This window comes from Collinsella sp. CLA-ER-H5 (assembly GCF_040092375.1).
In the GTDB taxonomy this organism is placed as follows: Bacteria; Actinomycetota; Coriobacteriia; order Coriobacteriales; family Coriobacteriaceae; genus Collinsella.
Genome location: NZ_JBBNLR010000010.1, coordinates 60672 through 82280, shown reverse-complemented (window position 1 = coordinate 82280; position 21609 = coordinate 60672). Strand labels below are relative to the sequence as shown.

The 21609-nt window shown below is 59.5% G+C and carries 21 protein-coding genes; 9 read left to right on the top strand and 12 right to left on the bottom strand.

Annotation, left to right across the window (positions count from 1 at the left end):
- Nucleotides 1-282: 282 nt before the first annotated feature.
- The 3 genes from AAAX31_RS05390 to AAAX31_RS05380 all read left to right on the top strand — a co-directional run bounded on the left by AAAX31_RS05390 (nt 283) and on the right by AAAX31_RS05380 (nt 2968).
- On the top strand, nt 283-990 hold the full coding sequence (locus tag AAAX31_RS05390) for a hypothetical protein (RefSeq protein WP_349076436.1): 708 nt from the start codon (nt 283-285) through the stop codon (nt 988-990).
- A 63-nt stretch (nt 991-1053) separates the two neighbouring features.
- A complete protein-coding gene (locus AAAX31_RS05385) occupies nt 1054-1671 on the top strand; it encodes an ATP-dependent Clp protease proteolytic subunit (protein WP_022094432.1) in 618 nt (205 codons plus the stop codon).
- Entirely contained in the window at nt 1664-2968 is a 1305-nt protein-coding gene (locus AAAX31_RS05380) for a VirD4-like conjugal transfer protein, CD1115 family (RefSeq protein WP_349076433.1), read from the top strand. The genes AAAX31_RS05385 and AAAX31_RS05380 overlap by 8 nt, the downstream gene beginning before the upstream one ends.
- A gap of 141 nt (nt 2969-3109) precedes the next feature.
- On the opposite strand, the gene pgi is transcribed toward AAAX31_RS05380, so the two are convergent.
- Nucleotides 3110-4804: a glucose-6-phosphate isomerase gene (gene pgi / locus AAAX31_RS05375; protein ID WP_349076431.1), complete on the bottom strand. Its 1695-nt coding sequence runs from the start codon at nt 4802-4804 to the stop codon at nt 3110-3112.
- Nucleotides 4805-5003: 199 nt separating this feature from the next.
- Complete coding sequence (locus AAAX31_RS05370; RefSeq protein WP_158558624.1) at nt 5004-5528, bottom strand: iron-containing alcohol dehydrogenase; 525 nt, start codon at nt 5526-5528, stop codon at nt 5004-5006.
- A 237-nt stretch (nt 5529-5765) separates the two neighbouring features.
- Here AAAX31_RS05370 and AAAX31_RS05365 point away from each other — a divergent pair, with 237 nt between their 5' ends.
- On the top strand, nt 5766-7271 hold the full coding sequence (locus AAAX31_RS05365; RefSeq protein ID WP_346979392.1) for a DNA repair protein: 1506 nt from the start codon (nt 5766-5768) through the stop codon (nt 7269-7271).
- Nucleotides 7264-7689, top strand: coding sequence for a hypothetical protein (locus AAAX31_RS05360; RefSeq protein WP_349076429.1), 426 nt, complete (start codon nt 7264-7266; stop codon nt 7687-7689). Before AAAX31_RS05365 ends, AAAX31_RS05360 begins: the two co-directional genes overlap by 8 nt.
- 26 nt (nt 7690-7715) lie before the next feature.
- On the opposite strand, the gene AAAX31_RS05355 is transcribed toward AAAX31_RS05360, so the two are convergent.
- On the bottom strand, nt 7716-8099 hold the full coding sequence (locus tag AAAX31_RS05355; protein ID WP_197032789.1) for a heavy metal-associated domain-containing protein: 384 nt from the start codon (nt 8097-8099) through the stop codon (nt 7716-7718).
- Between the two features lie 175 nt (nt 8100-8274).
- On the opposite strand from AAAX31_RS05355, the gene AAAX31_RS05350 reads away from it, so the two are divergent.
- Together AAAX31_RS05350 and AAAX31_RS05345 are read left to right on the top strand one after the other, a co-directional pair.
- Nucleotides 8275-8979, top strand: a complete 705-nt coding sequence (locus AAAX31_RS05350; protein WP_161144863.1) for a DUF3793 family protein — start codon at nt 8275-8277, stop codon at nt 8977-8979.
- A 46-nt stretch (nt 8980-9025) separates the two neighbouring features.
- A complete protein-coding gene (locus AAAX31_RS05345) occupies nt 9026-9445 on the top strand; it encodes a flavodoxin (RefSeq protein WP_349076427.1) in 420 nt (139 codons plus the stop codon).
- Nucleotides 9446-9562: 117 nt separating this feature from the next.
- Here AAAX31_RS05345 and AAAX31_RS05340 read toward each other — a convergent pair whose 3' ends face one another.
- The 6 genes from AAAX31_RS05340 to AAAX31_RS05315 all read right to left on the bottom strand — a co-directional run bounded on the left by AAAX31_RS05340 (nt 9563) and on the right by AAAX31_RS05315 (nt 16130).
- The gene (locus AAAX31_RS05340; protein ID WP_349076426.1) at nt 9563-10312 is read right to left on the bottom strand and encodes an amino acid ABC transporter ATP-binding protein; all 750 of its coding nucleotides are present in this window, start codon (nt 10310-10312) and stop codon (nt 9563-9565) included.
- Between the two features lie 12 nt (nt 10313-10324).
- Nucleotides 10325-11686, bottom strand: coding sequence for an ABC transporter permease subunit (locus AAAX31_RS05335; protein WP_349076424.1), 1362 nt, complete (start codon nt 11684-11686; stop codon nt 10325-10327).
- Nucleotides 11687-11803: 117 nt separating this feature from the next.
- On the bottom strand, nt 11804-12664 hold the full coding sequence (locus AAAX31_RS05330) for an ABC transporter substrate-binding protein (protein WP_022094421.1): 861 nt from the start codon (nt 12662-12664) through the stop codon (nt 11804-11806).
- A 147-nt stretch (nt 12665-12811) separates the two neighbouring features.
- Complete coding sequence (locus AAAX31_RS05325) at nt 12812-13678, bottom strand: deoxyribonuclease IV (RefSeq protein ID WP_349076423.1); 867 nt, start codon at nt 13676-13678, stop codon at nt 12812-12814.
- A 151-nt stretch (nt 13679-13829) separates the two neighbouring features.
- Nucleotides 13830-14849, bottom strand: coding sequence for a Gfo/Idh/MocA family oxidoreductase (locus AAAX31_RS05320; protein WP_349076422.1), 1020 nt, complete (start codon nt 14847-14849; stop codon nt 13830-13832).
- Nucleotides 14850-14939: 90 nt separating this feature from the next.
- Nucleotides 14940-16130, bottom strand: a complete 1191-nt coding sequence (locus AAAX31_RS05315) for an aldo/keto reductase (protein ID WP_349076420.1) — start codon at nt 16128-16130, stop codon at nt 14940-14942.
- Nucleotides 16131-16610: 480 nt separating this feature from the next.
- Here AAAX31_RS05315 and AAAX31_RS05310 point away from each other — a divergent pair, with 480 nt between their 5' ends.
- Nucleotides 16611-17525, top strand: a complete 915-nt coding sequence (locus AAAX31_RS05310; RefSeq protein WP_349076418.1) for a 2-dehydropantoate 2-reductase — start codon at nt 16611-16613, stop codon at nt 17523-17525.
- A 109-nt stretch (nt 17526-17634) separates the two neighbouring features.
- On the opposite strand, the gene AAAX31_RS05305 is transcribed toward AAAX31_RS05310, so the two are convergent.
- The 3 genes from AAAX31_RS05305 to AAAX31_RS05295 form a co-directional block, all read right to left on the bottom strand.
- The gene (locus AAAX31_RS05305; RefSeq protein WP_238022794.1) at nt 17635-17841 is read right to left on the bottom strand and encodes a hypothetical protein; all 207 of its coding nucleotides are present in this window, start codon (nt 17839-17841) and stop codon (nt 17635-17637) included.
- Between the two features lie 186 nt (nt 17842-18027).
- Entirely contained in the window at nt 18028-18801 is a 774-nt protein-coding gene (locus AAAX31_RS05300) for a hypothetical protein (protein ID WP_349076417.1), read from the bottom strand.
- Between the two features lie 312 nt (nt 18802-19113).
- A complete protein-coding gene (locus tag AAAX31_RS05295) occupies nt 19114-20424 on the bottom strand; it encodes an O-acetylhomoserine aminocarboxypropyltransferase/cysteine synthase family protein (protein WP_117848770.1) in 1311 nt (436 codons plus the stop codon).
- Between the two features lie 273 nt (nt 20425-20697).
- Between AAAX31_RS05295 and AAAX31_RS05290 the strand changes: the two genes are divergently transcribed.
- A complete protein-coding gene (locus AAAX31_RS05290) occupies nt 20698-21600 on the top strand; it encodes a LysR family transcriptional regulator (RefSeq protein ID WP_117766079.1) in 903 nt (300 codons plus the stop codon).
- The last annotated feature ends 9 nt before the right edge of the window (nt 21601-21609 follow it).

Sequence of the window (21609 nt, the reverse complement as noted above, 5' to 3'; positions counted from 1 at the left end):
TTCGCCATATTCTTCTTGAGGGTGATGACCAGATCCTCGGCGTTCATATCTGCTCCAATGCCGTGGTTAACAATTCCATTATACCACGGTGGCATCACCTATATGTCAATTATGGTCTAACAGAGCCATAAGAAAAGCATTCTGGATGCCCGCATTGAGCGAGCATATGCAAACGAATATGACGCCGCCTTTGCCGCCGCGACCATCAAGAACTACGCGTCGCTACCGCTCGCGACGATCTTGGCCGACCACCCTCAACTGCTGAAGCGCTGCACAAAGATCATGGGCGACCCCGACATTCGCAAGCTGACAGACCCCTATGCCCCAAAACGCGACAACGATTCGTACGTTCTTACCGTAGGCTGCCTAGCCCATATGCTTACGGCACTCGACACGAAACTCAAGCTCGAATGGGAACCCGACGAGCGTCATGAACTCGAAAGCAAGCGGAACACCCTGCGCACCGCACTGTTCCTTCCGTTGGACGGCCTCAAGCGCTGCAACGTCGAGCTCAATACACAGGCGCGGCAAAAGCCCGGGACCACAGGGCAGAAAACTCCAAGACCCCATGCGGCCATCGTCGACCGCAACCGATATAACCGCATGACCGCGCATTTTTCTGCCGAGGGAGCAGCCATAAGGACGCTGATCGACCTGCTGTGCCTCCTGAGCATCAACGAGCTATTTGAGGGCTATCTCGCCCTTGTTCCCGCGACGGCACCCAAGTCGGTAGCAAAGATCATCGAGACCTGCAGACGCCAGTTTGAGCGCCATCGCAATGGCAGCGAGATGAACGCCAGCATCGCGCAGTACTACGCGGCTCATTACAAAAATGACGGATGTGCCCCTGTCGAGCATCAGCTGCGGCTCGCCTACACCACGCCCGCCGCAACGCTCTATCGCTTTGGAGCCCTTGGCGCTTGCGAGCCGCACGAACAGGCAGCCTGCCCCACAACCGAGCTCGATCTCAGGCTCGGACGAACCCTGTAGCCCGCCAGCCCCTCCGCGGGCAACAATCCTATTCCACAACACAACCAACAGAAAGGAGTCCTCATGGACACCAATCATTCCCCCATCATCAGCCCCCTCACCATGCGTGAATCCGCCCGAGGCATCACGCTCACCAGCATTTACGATGAGATGCTCGCCCGTCGCGAGCTCTCCGTCATGGGAAACATCGAAACCCCGATGGCCCACGACCTATGCCAGCAGATCCGCCTGCTCGATGCCACCGACCCCAGCCGCCCCATCACCATATTTGTCGCCAGCGCCGGCGGAAGCGTGCGATCGGGCCTTGCGATCTACGACGCCATGCGCCTCGCATCGTGCCCCATCCGCACCGTCTGCCTGGAATTCGCCGCGTCCATGGGCGCCGTGATCTTTATGGGCGGCGACGATCGCCGTATGGCGCCCCATGCAGAGCTCATGATTCACGACCCGCTGATCCCCCAGGGGGCAGGCGGCTCGGCACTTGCGCTGCAGGAAACCAGCCGGCGTCTCATGCAGACCCGCAAGACCCTCACGCAAATCCTCTCGGACCGCAGCGGCCTCACGCCCAAGCGCATCCAGTCCCTCACTGCAAAAGACACCTACCTTTCGGCCGAGCGCGCCGTCGAGCTCGGCTTTGCCCACGAAATCCTCTCGACCACCAAGGAGGTCGCCCATGTCTAACCTCGCCAGCCGTCTCGCCGCATCTGAGTCCGCATCGTCCACCATCCTCGCCAAGGATCGAACGCTTTCCTGCGACACCCGCCAAACGGGACTCAACAACAATGCACTTGTGATCGGCCCCTCGGGAGCCGGCAAGACCCGAAACGTCCTCAAGCCCAACCTGCTGCAAATGAACGCAAGCTACATCGTGCTCGACACCAAAGGCACGCTCTGTCGCGAAGTGGGACCCGTGCTGGCAGCCCACGGTTACCGCGTGCAATGTCTCAACTTCGCCGACCTCAACACCGTCCCGGCCCTTGCGCCCGGCATCGAGCGCTGCGGCTACAACCCCCTGAGGCACATTCGCCGCAAGGCGGACGGCAGGCCCAACCAGCAGGACATCCTCTCGGTGGCAAAGGCCATCTGCCCCATCGAGGACAACAACCAGCCTTTTTGGGATCATGCGGCGGCAAACCTGCTGTCGTGTCTTATCGCCTACGTCACCGAACAGCTACCCGCCGACGAGCAGACGATCAGCTCGGTCATCAAGCTGATCGAGCACCTGCAGGACGGTGCCACAGGTCGATTGTTTGACGACCTGATCACGACCGACCCCCAAAGCTATGCCCTCTCGCTATGGCGGCGCTACGCCATTACGCAAAATGCCGAGCGCATGCACGCGAGCATCGTCGGCATCCTTGCCGAAAAGGTCATGTGTCTGGGATTCGACGGTGCGGCACAGCTCTATCGTGAGTGCCATCAGGCGGACTTCGCTTCCATGGGACACACCCCCTGCGCCCTGTTTGTAACCGTGAGCGATATTGACCGCAATCTCGATCCGCTGACCGGCCTCTTTATTTCGCAGGCGTTTATGGGCCTCATTCGTGAGGCCGATAGGCAGCCCGACGGCAGCCTGCCCGTGCCCGTGCGCTTTATGCTCGATGACTTCGCAAATCTGCAGATCCCCCAGATCGACAACGTGCTCTCGATTATCCGAAGCCGCAACATCTGGGCAACGCTGCTGCTGCAGTCGACCAACCAGCTCGATGCGCTCTATGGCGAGGCACGCGCACGCTCCATCATGGGCAACTGCGACACGCATCTGGTGCTGGCGTTCCAGGATCCCGAGAGTGCCCGGGTGTTTTCCGACCGCGCCGACGCGCTGCCCAGCACGCTCATGGCGACGCCGATCGATCGCTCGTGGCTCTTTGTGCGCGGCTGCACTCCCGAACAGGTCGAGCGCTTTAGGCTCGAAGACCATCCGCTCTACGGGGAGCTGCCCGAGGCGCAGCGAGGCCATGCGGAGGCCGAGCTCTAGACGCAGGGCCCTCGCAGCACGCGACGCTCCGGCGAAGATCCTTAAAGGCCGTGCGCCCCGGGGCCACGGCAAAGCAAAGGGGCCCGCATCCGATGGGATACGGGCCCCTGACTATAAGGCGCGATGCGTTAACAGCAGCGACTACTTGCGGTGAGCGCGGTAGAACTCGATGAGCGCCTGGGTCGAAGCGTCCTGCTCGGCCTTGGCGGCATCGTCGTGGAAGGCAGGGGTGATCTGCTTGGCAAGCTGCTTGCCCAGCTCGACGCCCCACTGGTCGTAGGAGTCGATGCCCCAGACCGTGCCCTCGACAAACGTGATGTGCTCGTACAGGGCGATGAGCTCGCCGAGTGCGAACGGGGTCAACGTGTCGCCAAAGATCGAGGTCGTCGGACGGTTGCCCTCAAAGCAGCGGGCCGGGACGATCTGCTCGGGCGTGCCCTCGGCGCGCACCTCATCGGCCGTCTTACCAAAGGCGAGCGCCTTGGTCTGGGCCAGGAAGTTGCCCAGGAACAGCTCGTGCACGTCCTGGCCGCTGTCGGTCGCAGGGTTGGCGGTATTGGCGAAGGCAATGAAATCGGCCGGGACCACCACGGTGCCCTGGTGCAGCAGCTGGTAGAAGGCGTGCTGACCGTTGGTGCCGGGCTCGCCCCAGAAGATCTCACCGGTGTCGGAGGTCACGGCGCTGCCGTCCCAGCGGACATGCTTGCCGTTGGACTCCATGGTGAGCTGCTGCAGGTAGGCCGGGAAACGATGCAGGTACTGGCAGTACGGCAGCACGGCGTGGCTCTTGGAACCGAAGAAGTTGACGTACCAGACGTTGAGCAGGCCCATCAGCGCAACGGCATTGTTCTCGAGCGGCGTGTTGCAGAAGTACTCGTCGATAGCGTGGAAGCCCTCGAGGAACTGCTGGAAGCGCTCGGGACCGAGCACGACGATCAGCGACAGGCCCACGGCGGAGTCGACGGAGTAGCGGCCGCCGACCCAGTTCCAGAAGCCGAAGGCGTTGGCGGGGTCGATACCGAAGGCCTCAACCTTCTCGAGTGCGGTGGAAACGGCGACGAAGTGCTTTGCCACGGCCTCGGCGTTCTGCTCATCGGAGCCGTCGATGGCGCCCTGGGCCTTGAGCTGCTCGAGCATCCAGGTCTTGACCTCGCGGGCGTTGGTGAGGGTCTCGAGCGTGGTGAAGGTCTTGGAGACGATGATCACGAGCGTGGTCTCGGGATCCAGGCCCTTAAGCTTCTCGGCCTGGTCGTTGGGGTCGATGTTGGAGATATAGCGGCAGTCGATACCGGCGTCGGCATAGGGACGCAGAGCCTCGTAGGCCATGACCGGGCCCAGATCGGAGCCACCGATGCCGATGGACACCAGGTGCTCGATCTTCTTGCCGGTAACGCCCTTCCACTCACCGGAGCGCACGCGCTCGGCGAAGGCATACATGCGGTCGAGGACCTCGTGCACGTCGGCGACGACATCCTGGCCGTCGACGATGAGCTGGCCCCTCTCGGTTGCGGGGCGGCGAAGCGCGGTGTGCAGGACGGCGCGGTCCTCGGTGGTGTTAATGTGCTCGCCGGAGAACATGGCGTCGCGGCGCTCCTCGAGCTTCACCTCGCGGGCAAGATCGCACAGCAGCTTGACGGTCTCATCGGTCACCAGGTTCTTCGACAGATCGAAGTGCAGGTCACCGGCGTCAAAGCTCAGCTTGTTCACGCGCTCGGCATCGGCAGCGAACCAGGCCTTGAGGTCGATACCATCGGCCTCGAGCTTCTCCTGATGAGCCTCGAGTGCCTTCCAAGCGGCAGTCGACGTAGCATCGATAGGTGCGGCAACAGTTGCCATAGAGTCCTCCTCAGCATACGGGCGCACGCCTCCATGCGCCCGGACATTCAGATGCCACTATTCTAGCGCAGGTCAAGACTACAATCAGCGAGCGTTGCCAATCGGCCCCCAAACGGCAACCGATCAAAAAGGGACAGGCTTATTTTGGCAGGTCAAACGCTTTACCAACCAAAAATAACCCGTCCTTTTATGGCAAATATTAGGCCGCGGCGCAGACGCTACCGAGTAACTCACGCAGAGGAGACCCGATGCCCTCCAGCAGTTCGGGCGCGATAATGGCAAAAACGGGAACCTCGCCGGTGCCCACGACAGCAGGCACCTTGCCCTCCGAGACAATGCATCCATAAGGCACAAAGCCGTCTTCGCCGGCATCGAGCGCCGCCATGCGACGCGCGAGCTCGCGCGCAAAGCCGGCAGTATCGGCATCGCCAATCGCCAGGACAAAGTCCACGCCTTCGTCGGTCGCCAGGGCTACGGCCTCATCGACCAAATCGTCTCCCCCATCGCCCCCGACCAAGCCGCAGCGAAAAAGCACGCGTTCGAGCAGAGCTCGATCAAGCGAGCCGAGCGCCGCCGAGACGAGCTCATCGTGCGTATGTTTGTCACCGCCCAACACGACCAGCGCCTTGGTGCCACCGTAGTGAGCGACCAATCGTCCGCACCAGCGAGCCACGTCTCCATCCGCAACAAGGCGCGTCGGCATACCAAACCCATAATTGACCATCTTTTCCACAACCCTTCCGTGCGTATAGGCGGTATCAATCGTTAGGCTCATGCTACGAAGCGAGGTTTTCCGAGCTGTTTCGCACTCTTTAGAGCTGCGTTAAAACCCGATCCAACCGCACGACCATACCTACCAAAACAAACCAGTCCCTTTTTGACAGGTTTTGACGACGTCCGGACGAGCGGGTATTATCGAACAGGTATTCGATAAGAACATGTGTTTGATGAAGGGACACGGATGGCGCACGAGCAGCACACCTATATCTGCATCGACCTCAAGACGTTTTATGCCAGCGTCGAGTGCGTCGACCGTGGGCTCGATCCGCTCACCACCAACCTGGTCGTTGCCGACGAATCGCGCGGGCGCACGACCATCTGCCTCGCCATCACGCAGGCCATGAAGGACTTAGGGATTCACAATCGCTGCCGCCTATTCGAGATTCCCGATGGCATCGACTACATCACGGCCGTACCGCGCATGCAGCACTATATGGAGGTGTCGGCGCAAATCTACGGCATCTATCTGGAATACGTAAGTCCGCAAGACATTCACGTCTATTCAATCGATGAATGCTTTATCGACGTGACGCCCTATCTGGACCTCTATCACACCGATGCGGAAGGGTTCGCCTGCACGCTGCGCGACGAGGTCCTCGCGCGCACCGGCATCACGGCGACGGTCGGCATCGGCCCCAACCTATTCCAGGCCAAGGTAGCGCTCGACATTACCGCCAAGCACGTACCCAGCCGCATCGGCATACTCGACGACGAGACCTTTCGCAAGGAGATCTGGCCCCATCGTCCCATCACCGATATCTGGGGCATCGGTCCCGGCGTGGCAGCCCGCCTCGAGAAATACGGCGTCTACGATCTGATGGGCGTCGCGGCGCTCGACGAAAACCTGCTTTACGACGAGCTCGGCGTCAATGCCGAATATCTCATCGACCATGCCTTCGGGCGCGAGCCGACAACCATCGCCGATATCCAAGCCTATCGCCCGCAAGCAACTTCGACCACCACAGGACAGGTGCTCTCGAAGGGTTATGCCTACGAACAGGCCTATACCGTCTTGCGCGAGATGGTCGACAACGCCGTTTTAGACTTGGTCGATAAGCACGTGGTCTGCGACAGCATCTCGCTCTTTGTGGGCTACGCGAGCGAACGCGCCGACATACGCAGGCTTGATGCCAGCGGTACTGCACAATATGTGGACGGATGCGGACACCTGCGCTCGAGTACGTCGAGCATCGAACCCACCGCAACCGCCGGCCCCGAGCTCGCGCCCCGTGCGCCCAAGCCCGTCCAGCGCGATGACGAACGGCGTCGCCTGGTGCGCGAAGCGCAGGCAATCGATGGCATCTTTGTGGGAGAGCATGGCGGCAAACCGCGCGGTGGCTATGCCGCACTCTTTGCGCACTCTAACGCCTCGCGAAAGCTGAGCGAGCGTACCAATTCGTTTAAGAAGATCATGGGCTATTTCGATGAGCTCTGGGCGCAGACTGTCGATCCCAAACGACCGGTCAAGCGCATCAACCTGGGATTTGGCAACCTCATGCCCGAGGAATTTGCCACCATCGATCTGTTCAGCGATATCGAGGCCGATGAGCGCGAGCGCGACCTGGCGCGCGCCGTCCTGGCCGTGAAAGGCAAGTACGGCAAGAACGCGCTCGTCAAGGGATTAAGCTTTACCGCCGGCGCCACCGCGCGCGAACGCAACGAACAAGTTGGAGGACACCGTGCCTAAACCCAAACAACAGCCCGTGCGCCCGCCGACCGCCTTCGAGCGCCTGGCGGACCCCGAGGGCAGACGCCGCGCCGCCGACCCCAACCTCACTGCCAACGGTGCCGTGCGCGCCAACCGCGCCGCACAGTTTATGCCCTTTGCCGCCCTCACGGGATACTACGAACTCGTGCGCAAGCAGGAAATCACCGTCGAGCCAAAACGTGAGCTCACGGAAGAAAAAGCCCTCGAACTTTCGAAAAAGCTCGAGGGCCTCAAGCGCGGCGACTTGGTTCGTGTCACCTATTACGATACATACGGCTATCGCAGCCGCACCGGCATCCTCGACGAGGCGCTCCCTGCTTTCAAACTCCTCAAGCTCAAAGATATCGCCATCGACTTCGACGACATCCAGGACATCGAGCTACGCGGACGAGCCTAGACAAGGACGCGCATCCAAGGCAAGGCCTACAGCGTCATGACGTAGTAACCCGCATCTCTCACGGCAGCCTCAAGGACACCGCGATCGATCCGCCGCTTGGAGCGCACGCGCGCTGTGTGGTCCGCATACGTCACCGTTGCCCACACGCCATCCAGCGCATTGAGGGCATTGGCTACGTTCTGAGCGCAGCCGTCACAGCTCATGCCGCCGATGAGCAGCTCATCGCTATAGGGATAGTGTGATGCATCGGTATCCACCACAACAACCTTTTTGGCCTTCTTACCGCTCGCGCCATCGCTGCAGCAGCTCTTTCCGTGTGTCGAAGCGACAATGCGACGCAGTCCAAAAAACATGCCGACGGCAATGACGGCCAACACGATGAGATTCGCAGGGTTGAGCAAGTCGCTCATGCGTTCCCCTTTCAAGTAGCACTATCTAGATACCCCCATGGGGTGTCCCCATCTTAACCCAAAATCGTGTCCGTTCGGTCAATTAGTTTCCCTCTTCAAACTTTTTTGTTGACCATGGCTTACTTTCGTGTATAAGTTTTCCTAGGCTAACAACTGAGGACCCGAAAGGGGCATCGTGACTCGAACCATTGACATCCCAACATACCAAACGGCTGTCGTGCGCAACTGCTCCCCTACGCTCGCAGGTATCAAGCCGGCTTCGCTCTTTACCTATCCCGGCGTTTACGCCAACCAAAACGGAAAACCCGGCGCCGCCCATATCGAAGAGCGACGCTCTCGCCTGCTCGCCGTCATAGCCCAATGCAACCGCGAGCTCCAGCCACTCGGAATCCATATGAGCGTTTTGGTCTGGCGCCCCTGCGGAGCGCTCATCTATGTGTACCGCCCTGCGGACCTCATGCGATACCTCTCCGACCCCCGTGCCACGACGGCGCTAGCCGCCGAAGGTTACGATGTCCACAACCTGCCCGCATCCCTGGTGCATCTCGCCGCGCGCATCACGCTGGCAAGCAGCAATGCCGCAGAAAGCGCCTATGACGGCAGCGTCTGCGCACTCGCGCGAAATAGGCACTGCGATACGGGGTGCATATGCGAGTTCCCCCACGAAATTGGCTATTTTTTGGGCTATCCCTACGAAGATGTCCATCAGTTTATCGTCCAGCACGGCGAAAACTATAAGGTCTTTGGCGCATGGAAGGTATACACAAACGTTGAGCAGGCGCTCACGACCTTCGATTCCTATCGCGCATGCACGCAATACCTTACCTACATCTATCAACAGGGCTGCACTCTGGGACAACTTGTCCAGGCAACCCGATAGAGCATACAAAACGCGGCCGCACGCCGCACAACCGAAAGGAAGACATATGAGCAAGATCGCAGTCGTCTACTGGAGCGGTACAGGCAACACCGAGGCCATGGCAAACTTCGTTGCCGAGGGCGCAACCGGTGCCGGCGCCGAGGCAGAGGTCATCTCCTGCGCCGACTTCTCTGCCGACAAGGTCGCCGAATATGATGCCTTCGCCTTCGGCTGCCCCGCCATGGGTTCCGAGGAGCTTGAATACGATGAGTTCCAGCCCATGTGGGATGAGGTCAAGGAGACCCTCGGCGACAAGAAGGTCGTCCTCTTTGGCTCTTATTCGTGGGCCGAGGGCGAATGGATGGACAACTGGAAGGCGGACGCCGACGAGGCGGGCGTCAACGTCGTGGACTCCACCATCTGCTACGACGCGCCCGACGACGAGGGCGAGACCGCTTGCAAGGCCCTCGGAGCCGAGCTCGCGTAACGAACCCAGGGCCTCCAAAAGAGCCTGCATCAAAGCGCATCCTCATCCCTACAAAAGAGCGGGGGCTGGATTCAAGTCCAGCCCCCGCTCTTTTGTAACGGCAGTTACATCAACCGGCTACGAGATATTGCCCAAAAACGCCTTGGTGCGCTCGCTCTTGGGGTGGTCGAAGACCTCGCTCGGCGTACCCTCTTCTACAATGACGCCTCCGTCCATAAAGACGACGCGGTCGGCGACATCGCGGGCAAAGCCCATCTCGTGCGTCACGACGATCATGGTCATACCGTCGTGCGCCAGGTCGCGCATGACGCCAAGGACGTCGCGGACAAGCTCGGGATCAAGCGCCGACGTGGCCTCATCAAAGAGCATCACATGCGGATTCATCGACAGGGCGCGGGCGATGGCAACGCGCTGCTGCTGACCGCCCGAAAGCTGACTCGGCATAAAATCGATGCGCTCGGCCAGACCGACCTTAGTGAGCTCCTCGACGGCAATCTTCTCGGCCTCTTCCTTGCTGCGCTTGAGTACCTTCTGCTGCGCGAGCATGACGTTCTTTTTGACTGAGAGGTGCGGGAACAAATTGAACTGCTGAAACACCATGCCCAAGTGCGTACGTACCTTATTGAGGTCGACGCCCTTGGCACACACATCCACGCCCTCAACGACAATCGAGCCGCTCGTGGGATGCTCCAGGCGATTGATGCAGCGAAGCATCGTCGACTTGCCCGAGCCCGAGGGGCCCAGGACCACAACGACCTCACCTTTGTGCACGTCCAGATCGATATCACGCAGGACCACGTTATCGCCAAAAGCCTTTTGGAGGTTCTTGATGCTGACAACGACCTCGTTGGAATTCGTTTCACTCATGACAGGACCTCCTTACAGACCGGCGATATGATCGGCGGGCGTCGCGACAACCTGTCCGGCGCTCTTGGTGGGACGCTTCTTCTTGGTCTCGGCCGTGCCCAAAAGCCTCGCCTCAAGACCGCTCACCAAGCGCGCAAGCGGCAGGGTAATGACCAGATAGAACAGAGCGGCAACCACATACGGCGTGATGGAGCCCGTCGTGGCCACGATGGTGCGGGCGTTCATGACGATCTCGACGACACCCACGGCGGCAAGCAGCGACGTGTCCTTGTAGAGCAGGATGAACTCGCTGGTCAGCGTAGGCAGGACATTGCGGAACGTCTGCGGAATCATGACATAGAGCAGCGTCTGGAAGGCATTCATGCCCAGCGAGCGAGCAGCCTCGTTTTGACCCTTGGGGATCGACTGAATACCGGCACGGAAGATCTCGCACAGGTACGCAGACGAGTTCATGGCCATGACGATAACACCCAGCACATAGTCGTCCACTTTGACACCGGCCAGCGGCAAGCCAAAGAACGCAATGTAGATCTGCAAGAACGCCGGCGTGCCGCGGATGATATTCACATAGATGCCGGCAAGGCAGCGAAGGATGCGCGACTTGGAAATGCGCATGAGCGACAGCGCAAAGCCAAAGGGAATGGCCAACGGAAATGCCACGAGCACGATCGAGAGCGACATAAGGAAGCCCTTGAAGACGATCGGCAGGCTCTGGACCAAAATGACCGGGTTCAGGAACAGGCGCAGGAACATATTGGAGTTCCACGCCTCGACCCACGGCTGCTCTTTAAGGTCAGCCAGGAAGTTATCGAAGGCCGTCACTCCCTTGATCTCCACCGACGGAATCTTGGAGATCTTCTTGGTCGACCCGTCGGCGAGCGTATAGGTGCCGCTAAAGGCCTCATCGCCGCCCTCGACGGGGAAGGTCACGCCGTAAACCTCGACACGGAAAAAGCCGCCGGCAGGCGCCGTCTCGCCAAAGTCAATCTTGAGCGTCTGGCCGTCAGCCTTGCACGTGGGCTTCATGGGCGTACGATCCATGAGGTCCTCGCCCGAGAGCATCGTCAATCGCGTGTCATCGGTACCAAACGTCGTGCCGCCGACAAACGTCAAAGAAAGACCGCTCAGCTCCTCGTCGGCATCGGCCTGAACTTCCCAGGTAATGCGCGTCTCGGTGCCGCCGACCACATCGCTGCCCGAACCGGTGTTGGGTCGGGCGGTAATCTTTGCGGTCTCAAGCGCCTGGGCGGTCGTGGGCGCATATGCCCCCGCGCACACCAGCGCGAGCGCCACGGCCATGACGCAGGCTAGCTTTTGGAGCAAGGCGGACAGTGGAAAACGCTGCTCCGCGGCCCCTTTGTTCAGTCGAGACAAGGTGGCTCCTATCGTAGAAGTTGCCGGCAAAACGAGACGGAAACGCTCTCCGTCAAGAGAAGCGCAAAGGCCCTCTCCGCAAAACGGAAAGGGCCCGCGCGCAATCAAGTAGTTATTTTACTTGATATTGTACTTAGCCATGAGGGCGTCGACGGTACCGTCGTCGGTCAGGTCCTTGATGGCCTGGTTGATGTCGTCCTTGAGCTTGGTGTTGCCCTGGTTGATGGCGATGGCGTACTCCTCGCCGGTGCTGATCTGCTTGATGGTCTGGCAGGTGTTGAACTGCTCGGCGGTCAGCTGGCTGGCAACGGAGCGGTTGGTGACTACGGCGTCGCCCTTATCGGACTGCAGAGCGCTGAAGCACTCGGTGGCGTCCTTGTAGGGGACGATCTTGGCCTTCGGGAAGTTCTCCTGGGCAAAGGCCTCGGCGGTCGAGCCAGACTGGACGATGATGGTAGCGTCGGCGTTGTTGAGCTTCTCGCTGAAGTTATCGGCCGTGATGTCGGTGTTATCGACCTTGGTCACGATAGCCTGATCGTCCATGTAGTAGGAATCAGAGAAAGTGACTTCCTTCTCACGCTCGGGCGTGTCGGTGATAGCCGCGATGGAAACGTCATACTTGGCGCCCGAAGCGACGCCCGGAACCAGCGTGTCAAAGTCATTGTTGACATACTCGACATCCAGGCCCAGCTTGTCGCCGATAGCCTTGATGAGCTCAAGGTCAAAGCCCTGATAATCGCCGTTGTCATCCTTGTACTCAAACGGAGCGTACTCGGCAGAGGTGCCGACGGTCAGCGTACCGTCCTTGACGAGCGCGTACTCCTTGGAGCCGTCGACCTTCTCGACCTTAGCGTCGTCAGAGCTGCTGGAACCGGCATCAGAACCAGAGGTGGCGTTGGACGAGCCGCAGCCCGTCAGAGCAAGGGCGAGTGCCATAGCACCCGTGGCGGCAAATGCGCCAAGCTTCTTCAGCTTCATAATCAGTCTCCTTCCGGTGACCTCGTTTGATTCAGAGGTCTGCAAAAACTGTTGGCTATTATGCACCCGGAATTACGAATCTGCAATGAGAAAACTGATTGAAACAAACCCATAACGTGAATGGAATACTCTACTTTGTGACAGTCATTACTGCTGCAATGACCTTAATAGTCTAATTTCAGCTGCATAACCTGCAAGTTCGTTCGGAGTCTCCAAAATAAACGGCAGCGAACGCAAGTGGCCATTCGATACAATATTCTGCATAACCTGCATACCGCCACCAAATTCCTCGCTGCCAAGGTATCCCTTGCCGATGCACTCGTGACGATCTTTATGGGCGCCACAAGGGTTCTTCGAATCGTTGATGTGTACGGCATGCAAGCGATCGATACCCACCACGCGGTTGAACTCGTCGAGTACGCCGTCCAGATCATGGATGATGTCGTAGCCGGCATCGCTCACATGGCAGGTGTCCAAACAAACGCCCAGCTTATCGGACAGCTCTGGGCGCTTGGCGGCAACGCCCTCGATAATGCACGCCAGTTCTTCAAAGCTACGGCCCACCTCGGTGCCCTTTCCCGCCATGGTCTCGAGTAATACCGTCGTCTGCTGCCCCTCAAACATCACCTGGCACAGCGTGTCGACAATCATCTGAATGCCGACGTCGGAGCCCTGTCCCACATGCGCACCGGGATGGAAGTTGTAGTAGTTGCCGGGCAGTGTTTCCAGACGCTGCAAATCTTCCGCCATAGCCTCCAAGGCAAACTCGCGCGCCCGCTCCTTAGCGGAGCAGGGGTTATAGGTATACGGGGCATGCGCCACCAGCGGTCCAAAGTCGTTTTGCGCCATAAGCTCGCGCAGAGCCGCCACGTCATCCATGTCAAGGTCTTTTGCCTTGCCACCGCGCGGGTTGCGCGTAAAGAATGCAAAGGTATTGGCGCCAATGGACAACGCCGTCTCTCCCATTGCCCGATAGCCCTTCGTCGTCGAAAGATGACACCCGATCGTCAGCATCTCCAACTCCCCCTCATCAGTTGCGGTGAAATACGGTCTATTGGTGCCTTATTTTGGCGCAAACAGACCGTATTCCACCGCAAGTTATAAAAGGGGCATCAGGAGCAAAGGCCTCCAGGCATTCCAAGCGCTGGCGCCATGCCCCCACGCCCTAAAGTTTCAAGCGAATCGCATCGATGATGTGCGCACAGCGCTGTGTGGCGGCTAGGGACATGATGGGGCTTTCGAGTTTCCCCGCCTGAATGAGCCGCGCCGCATGCGACACCTCACCGTAAAAATCATCGACCTCAAATGGTGCATCGATTTCGAGTATCCGACCGTCGGAATACTTCACATGAGCGAGCTCGGGGCGATGGAGACGCTCGATTTCCAACGAGCCCCGCTCACAGGCAATCGTTAAGCGGCTTTCATATGTTGCTTTGCCGTCGCACACCATATGAATGGGTATACCGTCGACGCTCATATGGATCTCGTCGGCCCAATCGACGCGGCCGCCCGATACGTCACGCCAGCGAACTTCACGAGACGAAACCTCGCAAGCGCCCGCGAGCAAATCCTCAAACCAACCGACTGCATAGCAGCCCATGTCATATAGACAGCCGCCCTGCAACGGATCAAGCAGATAGCCTGAAGGAGACTCGCCGTAATCGAGCTTTTGCACGCTTTCAATCGAGACAATACGGCCAAGCTCACCCGACGCAAGCAAGTCCTTCACGCGAGTGCGCATCGGGCAAAACCGATTCTTCATCGCCTCCATAAACAGCACGCCGCGCTCGCGAGAGGTGGAGGCAATCGAGAGAGCCTCTTCCTCACTCAAAACGGCCGGCTTTTCGCACAGCACGGCCTTTCCGGCGCACAGCGCGCGACAGGCCCAACGCGTATGCATGCCATGCGGAAGAGCCAAGTAAATTGCGTCGACATCGGGGTCGGCAATCAGCGCGTCATAAGCCGCATCGCCGTTATCGTCGACCGAGGCATGGCCATGCGCAGCATCAATCGAAAACGCTCGGCAAAATTCCTCGACATGTGCAGGAGTGCGGCCGGCCGCAGCCACCAGCCGTGCCCCGTCCACCTCCTTGAGCGACGATGCAAATCGATGAGAAATGTGCCCAGCGCCCAAAATGCCCCAACGAACCTCACGCGAATCATCCCATGAATCCCGATGGCCCACGACAGCCCCCTTCAGTTGCGGTGGAATAGTCCCTGTTTAAGCCCTATTCTGCCGCAAGCAGGAACTATTCCAGCGCAAGTTATAAAAGGGTCACGAGGAGCGCGTTTTGCCGAAGGCCTTAAGCACTGCCGTCACGGGGCCAGGCTGGAAACGTCGGCGCACGTCATCGAGACGCTCGGGGATATCGATATGCTGTGGGCAGTGGCGCGCGCATTTGCCGCACTTGACGCAATTGCTCACCAGCTTGGCCTCGCTTGTGCGCACCGCGCTCGCCGTAAAGTACTGCGATAGACCCGTAAACCAGCTGTGCGCATAGCTTGCGTTGTAGGCGGCAAAACATCCAGGGATATTGATGCCTTTAGGGCACGGCATGCAATAGCCGCATCCCGTGCAGGGCACGCGATTCGATTTTTCAAACTCATCCAGCACGTGCGCGATCGTGTCGAGCTGGTTGGCAGTCATCGAATCCGGCAGGGCCCGATCGGCCAACACCGCGTTCTCATCCACCTGCGCGATATCGGTCATACCCGAAAGCAGCATCGTCACCTGAGGATGATTCCAGACCCACGAAAGACCCCAGGCGGCAGGAGTGCGCAAATGCGGGTCACGGGCACTATCGAGCACAGCGCGGGCCCGTGGCGGCAGCTTGCCCGCTAAACGCCCGCCCAGCAGTGGCTCCATCACAAACACCGCGAGGCCTCGCTCGGCGGCGGCCATGAGCCCCGCTGTTCCTGCCTGATATCGCTCTCCAGCGTAATTGTACTGGATCTGGCAAAAGTCCCACTCATATGCATCGAGCATCGTCAGGAAATCCGCCGCGCTGCCGTGGTACGAAAAACCAATCTGGCGAATGCGCCCCGCCGCCTTTTGACGCGCGATCCAGTCCTCGATGCCCAACGCCACCACACGTTCCCACTGGGCGGGCGAGGTAATGTTGTGCATGAGGTAATAGTCGATATGGTCGGTCCGCAGGCGGCGCAGTTGCTCGTCGAAGAACCGGTCGAAATCCTCCGCGCATTTGCACGAAGCATGCGGCAGCTTGGTTGCGAGCAAAACCTGGTCGCGCAAGCCCAGGCGCTCAAGCGACGCACCCACACAAGCCTCGTTGCCGGGATAGAGATAGGCCGTGTCCAGGTAGTTAATCCCCTGCCCCACCGCACGGGAGATGATGGCGTCGGCTGTCTTCGCATCCGGGCGTCCCGGCGCACCGGGAAACCTCATGCAGCCCAGCCCCAACGCCGAGATACGGTTGCCGCTTTTGGGGTCAACGCGATATTGCACGGCCCCTCCCCTCCCATCGAAGCCCTGACAAGGCGAAACAAACCCGTCACGTCATCGAAACACATCGGAATCGCAATTGAGAACGTATCGTAACGCAGCAGAAATCGAGCCGTCACGGCACCGCTTTAACATCAGCAAAAAGCCCGATGAAAGGAGCCGGGCATCACCACGTGCGAGGACGCCTACCCCTACCCCGGCGAGCAATACATCCTCTCGGTCGACCGCCATCAAATCGAAGTCATGGACCATCTGGACGAGCTTCCCGCCACAGGCGCCGTCATCTTCTGCACCTTCCCCAAGGTCCGCGATGGCGTCGGATACCCCGCCCGCGTCTTTGCGGTCTGCCCCGCGGCATAAGCGCACAGCGCAATAGTTTCTTTTTCATAACAGCCGCCCCGCGCACCCACCAATCACCCTGGCAGCATACAATCCATCAGGCGCCCCTTACGCGGGCGCCTTTTACATGGGGAGATGATTCACATGCAGATCAACAAGGTCGCCTTTATCGGCAAGGGCGGCGTCGGCCTGCTCTACGGCAGCATGATTGCCAAGGCCCTCGGCAATGACGCCGTCGAATACGTTATGGATGACACCCGTTTTGAGCGTCACGCGAACGACGCGCTCACCGTCAACGGCAAGCCCTGCGATCTCACGTCCGTCCGTGCCAGCGAGGCGACGCCCGCCAATCTGGTCATCCTGACAGTCAAGACCACCGGTCTCGACCAAGCACTCAAGACTATGGAGCGCGTCGTGGGACCCAACACGCTCATCGCCTCGCTGTGCAACGGCATTACGAGCGAGCAAAAGATTGCCGAACGCTTTGGCTGGGAGCATACCGTTCTTGGTATCTGCCAGGGCATGGACGCCGTGTTTCTCAACGGCGCGCTCACCTTTACCAATGCGGGCGAAATCCGCTTTGGCGCGGCGGCCGGCACGAACCCCGCAACCATCACCGCAATCGACGAGCTCTATACGCGCTGCGGCATCGCCCATACCGTCGAGGACGACATCGCCCACCGCATGTGGGCCAAACTCATGCTCAACGACGGCATCAACCAGACCTGCATGGCCTACGGCGGAACCTACGGAAGCGCCACGGAGCCGGGCTCCGAGCAGCGTCGCTGCTTTGTTTCCGCCATGCGCGAAACGCTTGCGGTCGCCAACGCCGAGGGCGTTGAACTGACCGAGGCAAACCTGACGCAAATGGTGCACCTCATCGAGGGAATCGACCCCGCCGGTATGCCCTCGATGGCTCAAGACCGCATCGCAAGGCGCAAAACCGAGGTTGATGAGTTCGCGGGCACCATCTGCCGCCTCGCAGCCAAACACGATATCCAGGCACCGCAAAACGAGTGGCTCTATCGGCGCATCCGCGATATCGAGAAAAGCTGGTAGCGCCGACGCGCCGCATTCAACAGCCTTAACAGCAAAACCGCCGCAAGGGAACCTTTCCCCTGCGGCGGCCTTCATCTTCGTCTATGACCGGCGGCCGATCTCACAACAGTTAGCGTTGCGACCCCGGCACCTCGTCCTCATCGTCGCGGCAAAGAACCACGCCTGCGCTTCCCAGCAGCGTGGCCGCGATCAGCGCGCCGACCACGATAGGAGCAGCCCCGCATGTCCCCTGCATGCCCGCGACGAGCGCGGCCGTGGGACCAAGGCAGCCAAGCATCAACGCGACGGCGGCAACGGCAATATCTCGAGCATTCACAAGACCACTTCCTCCAAGAGAAAGACCTTATTTCTCAAGAACCAGTGTGCCCCGCATCCATACGCCCAGCGTACCGCCACGGTAAGGGCTCTGTTAACTCAAACGCATACATAGAACGGACGTCCTTACGTTGCCCTAAAGTTCGGTAAAGACGCCCGTCCGCCAAATATCCGTGATGCAGAAAAATTACCAACCGGTGTAGTAATCGGTGGTTCCGGCAGCGCAGCCGGAGTCATAGACCTTGCAATCACCCTTGGAGCCCGTAAAGGTCGAGCCCTGGGCCATATCGCCCGCGGCAACAACGTAATAGCCGTCGGAATCGCGCCAGAAGCCCTCAGAATCCTGAGTCCATTCGCCCGTGCGATAGTGATAAAGCACATTGCTGCTGTAATAGGTCTCGCGGCGCCCGTTGTAGTTATTGACACCCGCAGAGCGCGTCAGGCCCGATCCGTTCGCGTAGGACGCGGCAGACGCGTAAGACGGAGTGTAACCGGCGTTGTAGTACGAAGCCTGGGCGGCCTCGGCAGCCTCCGCCTCGGCGGCAGCCTCGAGCGCTTCGCGCTTGGCATCCTCAAGCGCAGCGCGCAGCTCATCGAGCTCGGTCGACTTGGCGTCGACCTCCCCCATCGTCAACAGGCTACCCGCACCGTCGATGCAACCCTGCAGCACAGCACGCTCGTCATCGGTAGCATAGTCGCCATACATATTCATAATGATCTGAGCGCGCATCTCAAGGGAATCGCGCTTGGCCTCCATCGAGGCGTTCCACTCCTGCATGGAACCATAACCATCGCCGCGATAGTCAACGGGCTGCACCAGCGTCGCCTCGGACGGCGTAGGTCCAACCGTATCGAATAGTGTTGCCGCGTGGGCATCGGTTGCACCGGCGCCCGCCAAAAGTGCCACGGTCAGAGCGGCGGAAAGGGCGGCGGCTTTCGGTTTTCGTGAATCGATCCTCATGTAGCTAGAAACCTCCGTAGTGCGTTTTTGCTGCGTTTGAGCTGCGTGTGATTCGATCGCGCTGCATAGTACCCCGAGCAAATCGCGACCTGCGGTTTTACTCAAAAGGCGCACGTCAATTGCGTAAAACTCACATCCTCTTAACAGGAGTTTTCCACATCTCGATTGCATAAAGCATGCCAAAAACCCTGTTTTTGCACCCGCTCTATGCAAAAAAGGCGCCTGTGCAACCATTGTTCGCACAGGCGCCTTGAGCAGGCATTTTATGCAGTTATACCTATCGAGTCGCAAGGGGTCCTTGCACAAGTCGCCTTACTCGTCCAGCGCGGCGAAGGCCTGCTTCAGATCCCAAATGATATCCTCGGCGTTCTCGGTACCGATGGAAAGACGGATCGTGGAGGGCGTGATGTTCTGCTCGGCGAGCTCCTCGGCAGAGAGCTGGGAGTGCGTAGTGGTAGCCGGGTGCACGACGAGCGACTTGACGTCGGCCACGTTGGCGAGCAGCGAGAAGACCTGCAGATGGTCGATGAACTTCCAAGCTGCCTCCTGGCCACCCTTAATCTCAAAGGTAAAGATCGAGGCACCGCCGTTGGGGAAGTACTTCTGATAGAGCTCGTGATCGGGGTGCTCAGACAGGCTCGGGTGGTTCACCTTGGCGACATGGCTATCACCAGCCAGGAACTCAACGACCTTCTTGGTGTTCTCGACATGACGGTCAACGCGCAGCGACAGAGTCTCGGTGCCCTGGAGCAGGATCCAAGCGTTGAACGGGCTGATGCAGGCGCCCTCGTCACGCAGCAGGATGGCGCGGACATAGGTTGCGAAGGCGGCGGGACCGGCAGCCTCGGCAAACGAGACGCCATGGTAGGAGGGGTTGGGCTCGGCGATCTGCTCATACTTGCCGCTCGCCTTCCAATCGAAGTTACCGCCGTCGACGATCACACCGCCCAGCGAGGTGCCGTGGCCGCCGATGAACTTGGTTGCGGAGTGGACGACGATGTTGGCACCATGCTCCAGCGGACGGAACAGATACGGGGTGCCGAAGGTGTTGTCGACGACAACCGGTAAACCGTGCTTCTTGGCGATCTCGGAGATGGCGTCGATATTGGGGATGTCAGAATTGGGGTTGCCGAGCGTCTCGAGGTAGATGACCGTGGTGTTGTCCTTGATGGCGCCCTCGACCTCGTCCAGGTTGTGGGCATCGACGAAGGTGGTCTCGACGCCAAACTGGGAGAGCGTATGCTCCAGCAGGTTGTAGGAGCCACCGTAGATGGTCTTCTGAGCCACCACGTGGTCACCGGCCTGGGCAAGAGCCTGCAGGGTATAGGTGATGGCAGCAGCACCGGAGGCGACGGCAAGACCTGCCACACCACCCTCGAGTGCGGCGATACGGTCCTCGAAGACGCCCTGGGTGGAGTTGGTCAGACGGCCGTAGATGTTACCGGCGTCGGCAAGACCAAAGCGATCGGCGGCGTGCTGGGAGTTGCGGAACACATAGCTCGTGGTCTGGTAGATAGGCACGGCGCGGGAGTCGGATGCGGGATCGGCGCTCTCCTGGCCAACGTGAAGCTGCAGGGTATCGAAACCAAAGGTGTGCTCGGGGTTGTTGATGAACTGGCTCATGATGATCTCCTTGATCGAACAAAAGTTAATAAATTAGAGAGAAGTAAGTCGCTGTCTCCTGATCACGCCGACGGGCGCAAACAGGAGCCCGGCATTCGTCTTGGTAAGCATTTCATATGCGGGCCTCCTTTCGCATCCCGGTTCCGTGGTCGGTTTAATTACCTACCGCCTTTGTGTGTTTTGAATAGTACGAGCATTGTTTCGCTCGGTCAATCACTTAAAAGCGCTAACCTGTTATCGGTTTTGTAGATAACGCTCGAAAGGACGGCGCCGATGACCCTCCAGCAGCTTCGTTTTCTGATCGCCGTGGCAGAGTCCGGCTCAATCAACGCCGCAGCTCAGCGCCTCTATACCGCTCAGTCCAACATCTCAAACGCCGTCAAAAGCCTGGAGCAGGAACTCCACCTGGAGATCTTCACGCGCTCCAGCCGCGGCGTCACGCTCACCAACGACGGCACCGAGCTTTTGGGCTATGCGCGCCAGGTCGTAGAGCAGGCCGATATGCTCGAGGCCCGCTACGAGGACGGCGGCACCCCGCAAGCCCGCCTCGCCATTTCCGCCCAGCACTACGCCTTTTCGGTCGAGGCCTTTGTCAACGTGGTCGAGCGCTGCCGCGACAGCAAGTTCGAGTTCATCATGCGCGAGACCACCACGTCGCAGATCATCGATGACGTCCGCGCGTTTCGCAGCGACATCGGCATCCTGTATCTGGACGACTTTAATGCCCGCGTTCTGCAGAAGGCTTTTGCCGACGCGCGTGCGAGCTTCCATCCCCTATTCGACGCGACGGTCCACGTCTTCGTTAGCGAGCGCCACCCGCTTGCCCGCCGCCCGCAGCTGTCCCTTGCCGACCTCACACCCTATACGCGCTACAGCTTTGAGCAGGGAACCTCAAACTCCTTCTATTACGCCGAGGAACCTTTTAGCTATATCCCTTGCGACCGCAACATACGAATCTCGGACCGCGGAACACTTACTAACTTACTTATCACGTCGAACGGTTACACCCTGTCGACCGGTGTCCTCTCCAATGAAATGCAATGGGGTATGGCATCGATCCCGTTAGCAGACGCCCCAACGATGCACGTAGGCTATATCATGCACGACGAGCGCAAGCCCTCTCCCCTCTTGCAGCAATACCTCGACGAGCTCAACCGCATCATCCATGCCAACTAACTGTCGGAA

What these genes read in the sequence shown, in the direction of transcription:
- AAAX31_RS05300 (WP_349076417.1), bottom strand. Translation starts at nt 18,801, where the DNA reads ATGAGGATCGATTCACGAAAACCGAAAGCCGCCGCCCTTTCCGCCGCT.
- pgi (WP_349076431.1), bottom strand. Translation starts at nt 4,804, where the DNA reads ATGGCAACTGTTGCCGCACCTATCGATGCTACGTCGACTGCCGCTTGG.
- AAAX31_RS05325 (WP_349076423.1), bottom strand. Translation starts at nt 13,678, where the DNA reads ATGCTGACGATCGGGTGTCATCTTTCGACGACGAAGGGCTATCGGGCA.
- AAAX31_RS05345 (WP_349076427.1), top strand. Translation starts at nt 9,026, where the DNA reads ATGAGCAAGATCGCAGTCGTCTACTGGAGCGGTACAGGCAACACCGAG.
- AAAX31_RS05310 (WP_349076418.1), top strand. Translation starts at nt 16,611, where the DNA reads ATGCAGATCAACAAGGTCGCCTTTATCGGCAAGGGCGGCGTCGGCCTG.
- AAAX31_RS05295 (WP_117848770.1), bottom strand. Translation starts at nt 20,424, where the DNA reads ATGAGCCAGTTCATCAACAACCCCGAGCACACCTTTGGTTTCGATACC.
- AAAX31_RS05290 (WP_117766079.1), top strand. Translation starts at nt 20,698, where the DNA reads ATGACCCTCCAGCAGCTTCGTTTTCTGATCGCCGTGGCAGAGTCCGGC.
- AAAX31_RS05340 (WP_349076426.1), bottom strand. Translation starts at nt 10,312, where the DNA reads ATGAGTGAAACGAATTCCAACGAGGTCGTTGTCAGCATCAAGAACCTC.
- AAAX31_RS05355 (WP_197032789.1), bottom strand. Translation starts at nt 8,099, where the DNA reads ATGAGCGACTTGCTCAACCCTGCGAATCTCATCGTGTTGGCCGTCATT.
- AAAX31_RS05370 (WP_158558624.1), bottom strand. Translation starts at nt 5,528, where the DNA reads ATGGTCAATTATGGGTTTGGTATGCCGACGCGCCTTGTTGCGGATGGA.
- AAAX31_RS05385 (WP_022094432.1), top strand. Translation starts at nt 1,054, where the DNA reads ATGGACACCAATCATTCCCCCATCATCAGCCCCCTCACCATGCGTGAA.
- AAAX31_RS05380 (WP_349076433.1), top strand. Translation starts at nt 1,664, where the DNA reads ATGTCTAACCTCGCCAGCCGTCTCGCCGCATCTGAGTCCGCATCGTCC.
- AAAX31_RS05330 (WP_022094421.1), bottom strand. Translation starts at nt 12,664, where the DNA reads ATGAAGCTGAAGAAGCTTGGCGCATTTGCCGCCACGGGTGCTATGGCA.
- AAAX31_RS05390 (WP_349076436.1), top strand. Translation starts at nt 283, where the DNA reads ATGGGCGACCCCGACATTCGCAAGCTGACAGACCCCTATGCCCCAAAA.
- AAAX31_RS05365 (WP_346979392.1), top strand. Translation starts at nt 5,766, where the DNA reads ATGGCGCACGAGCAGCACACCTATATCTGCATCGACCTCAAGACGTTT.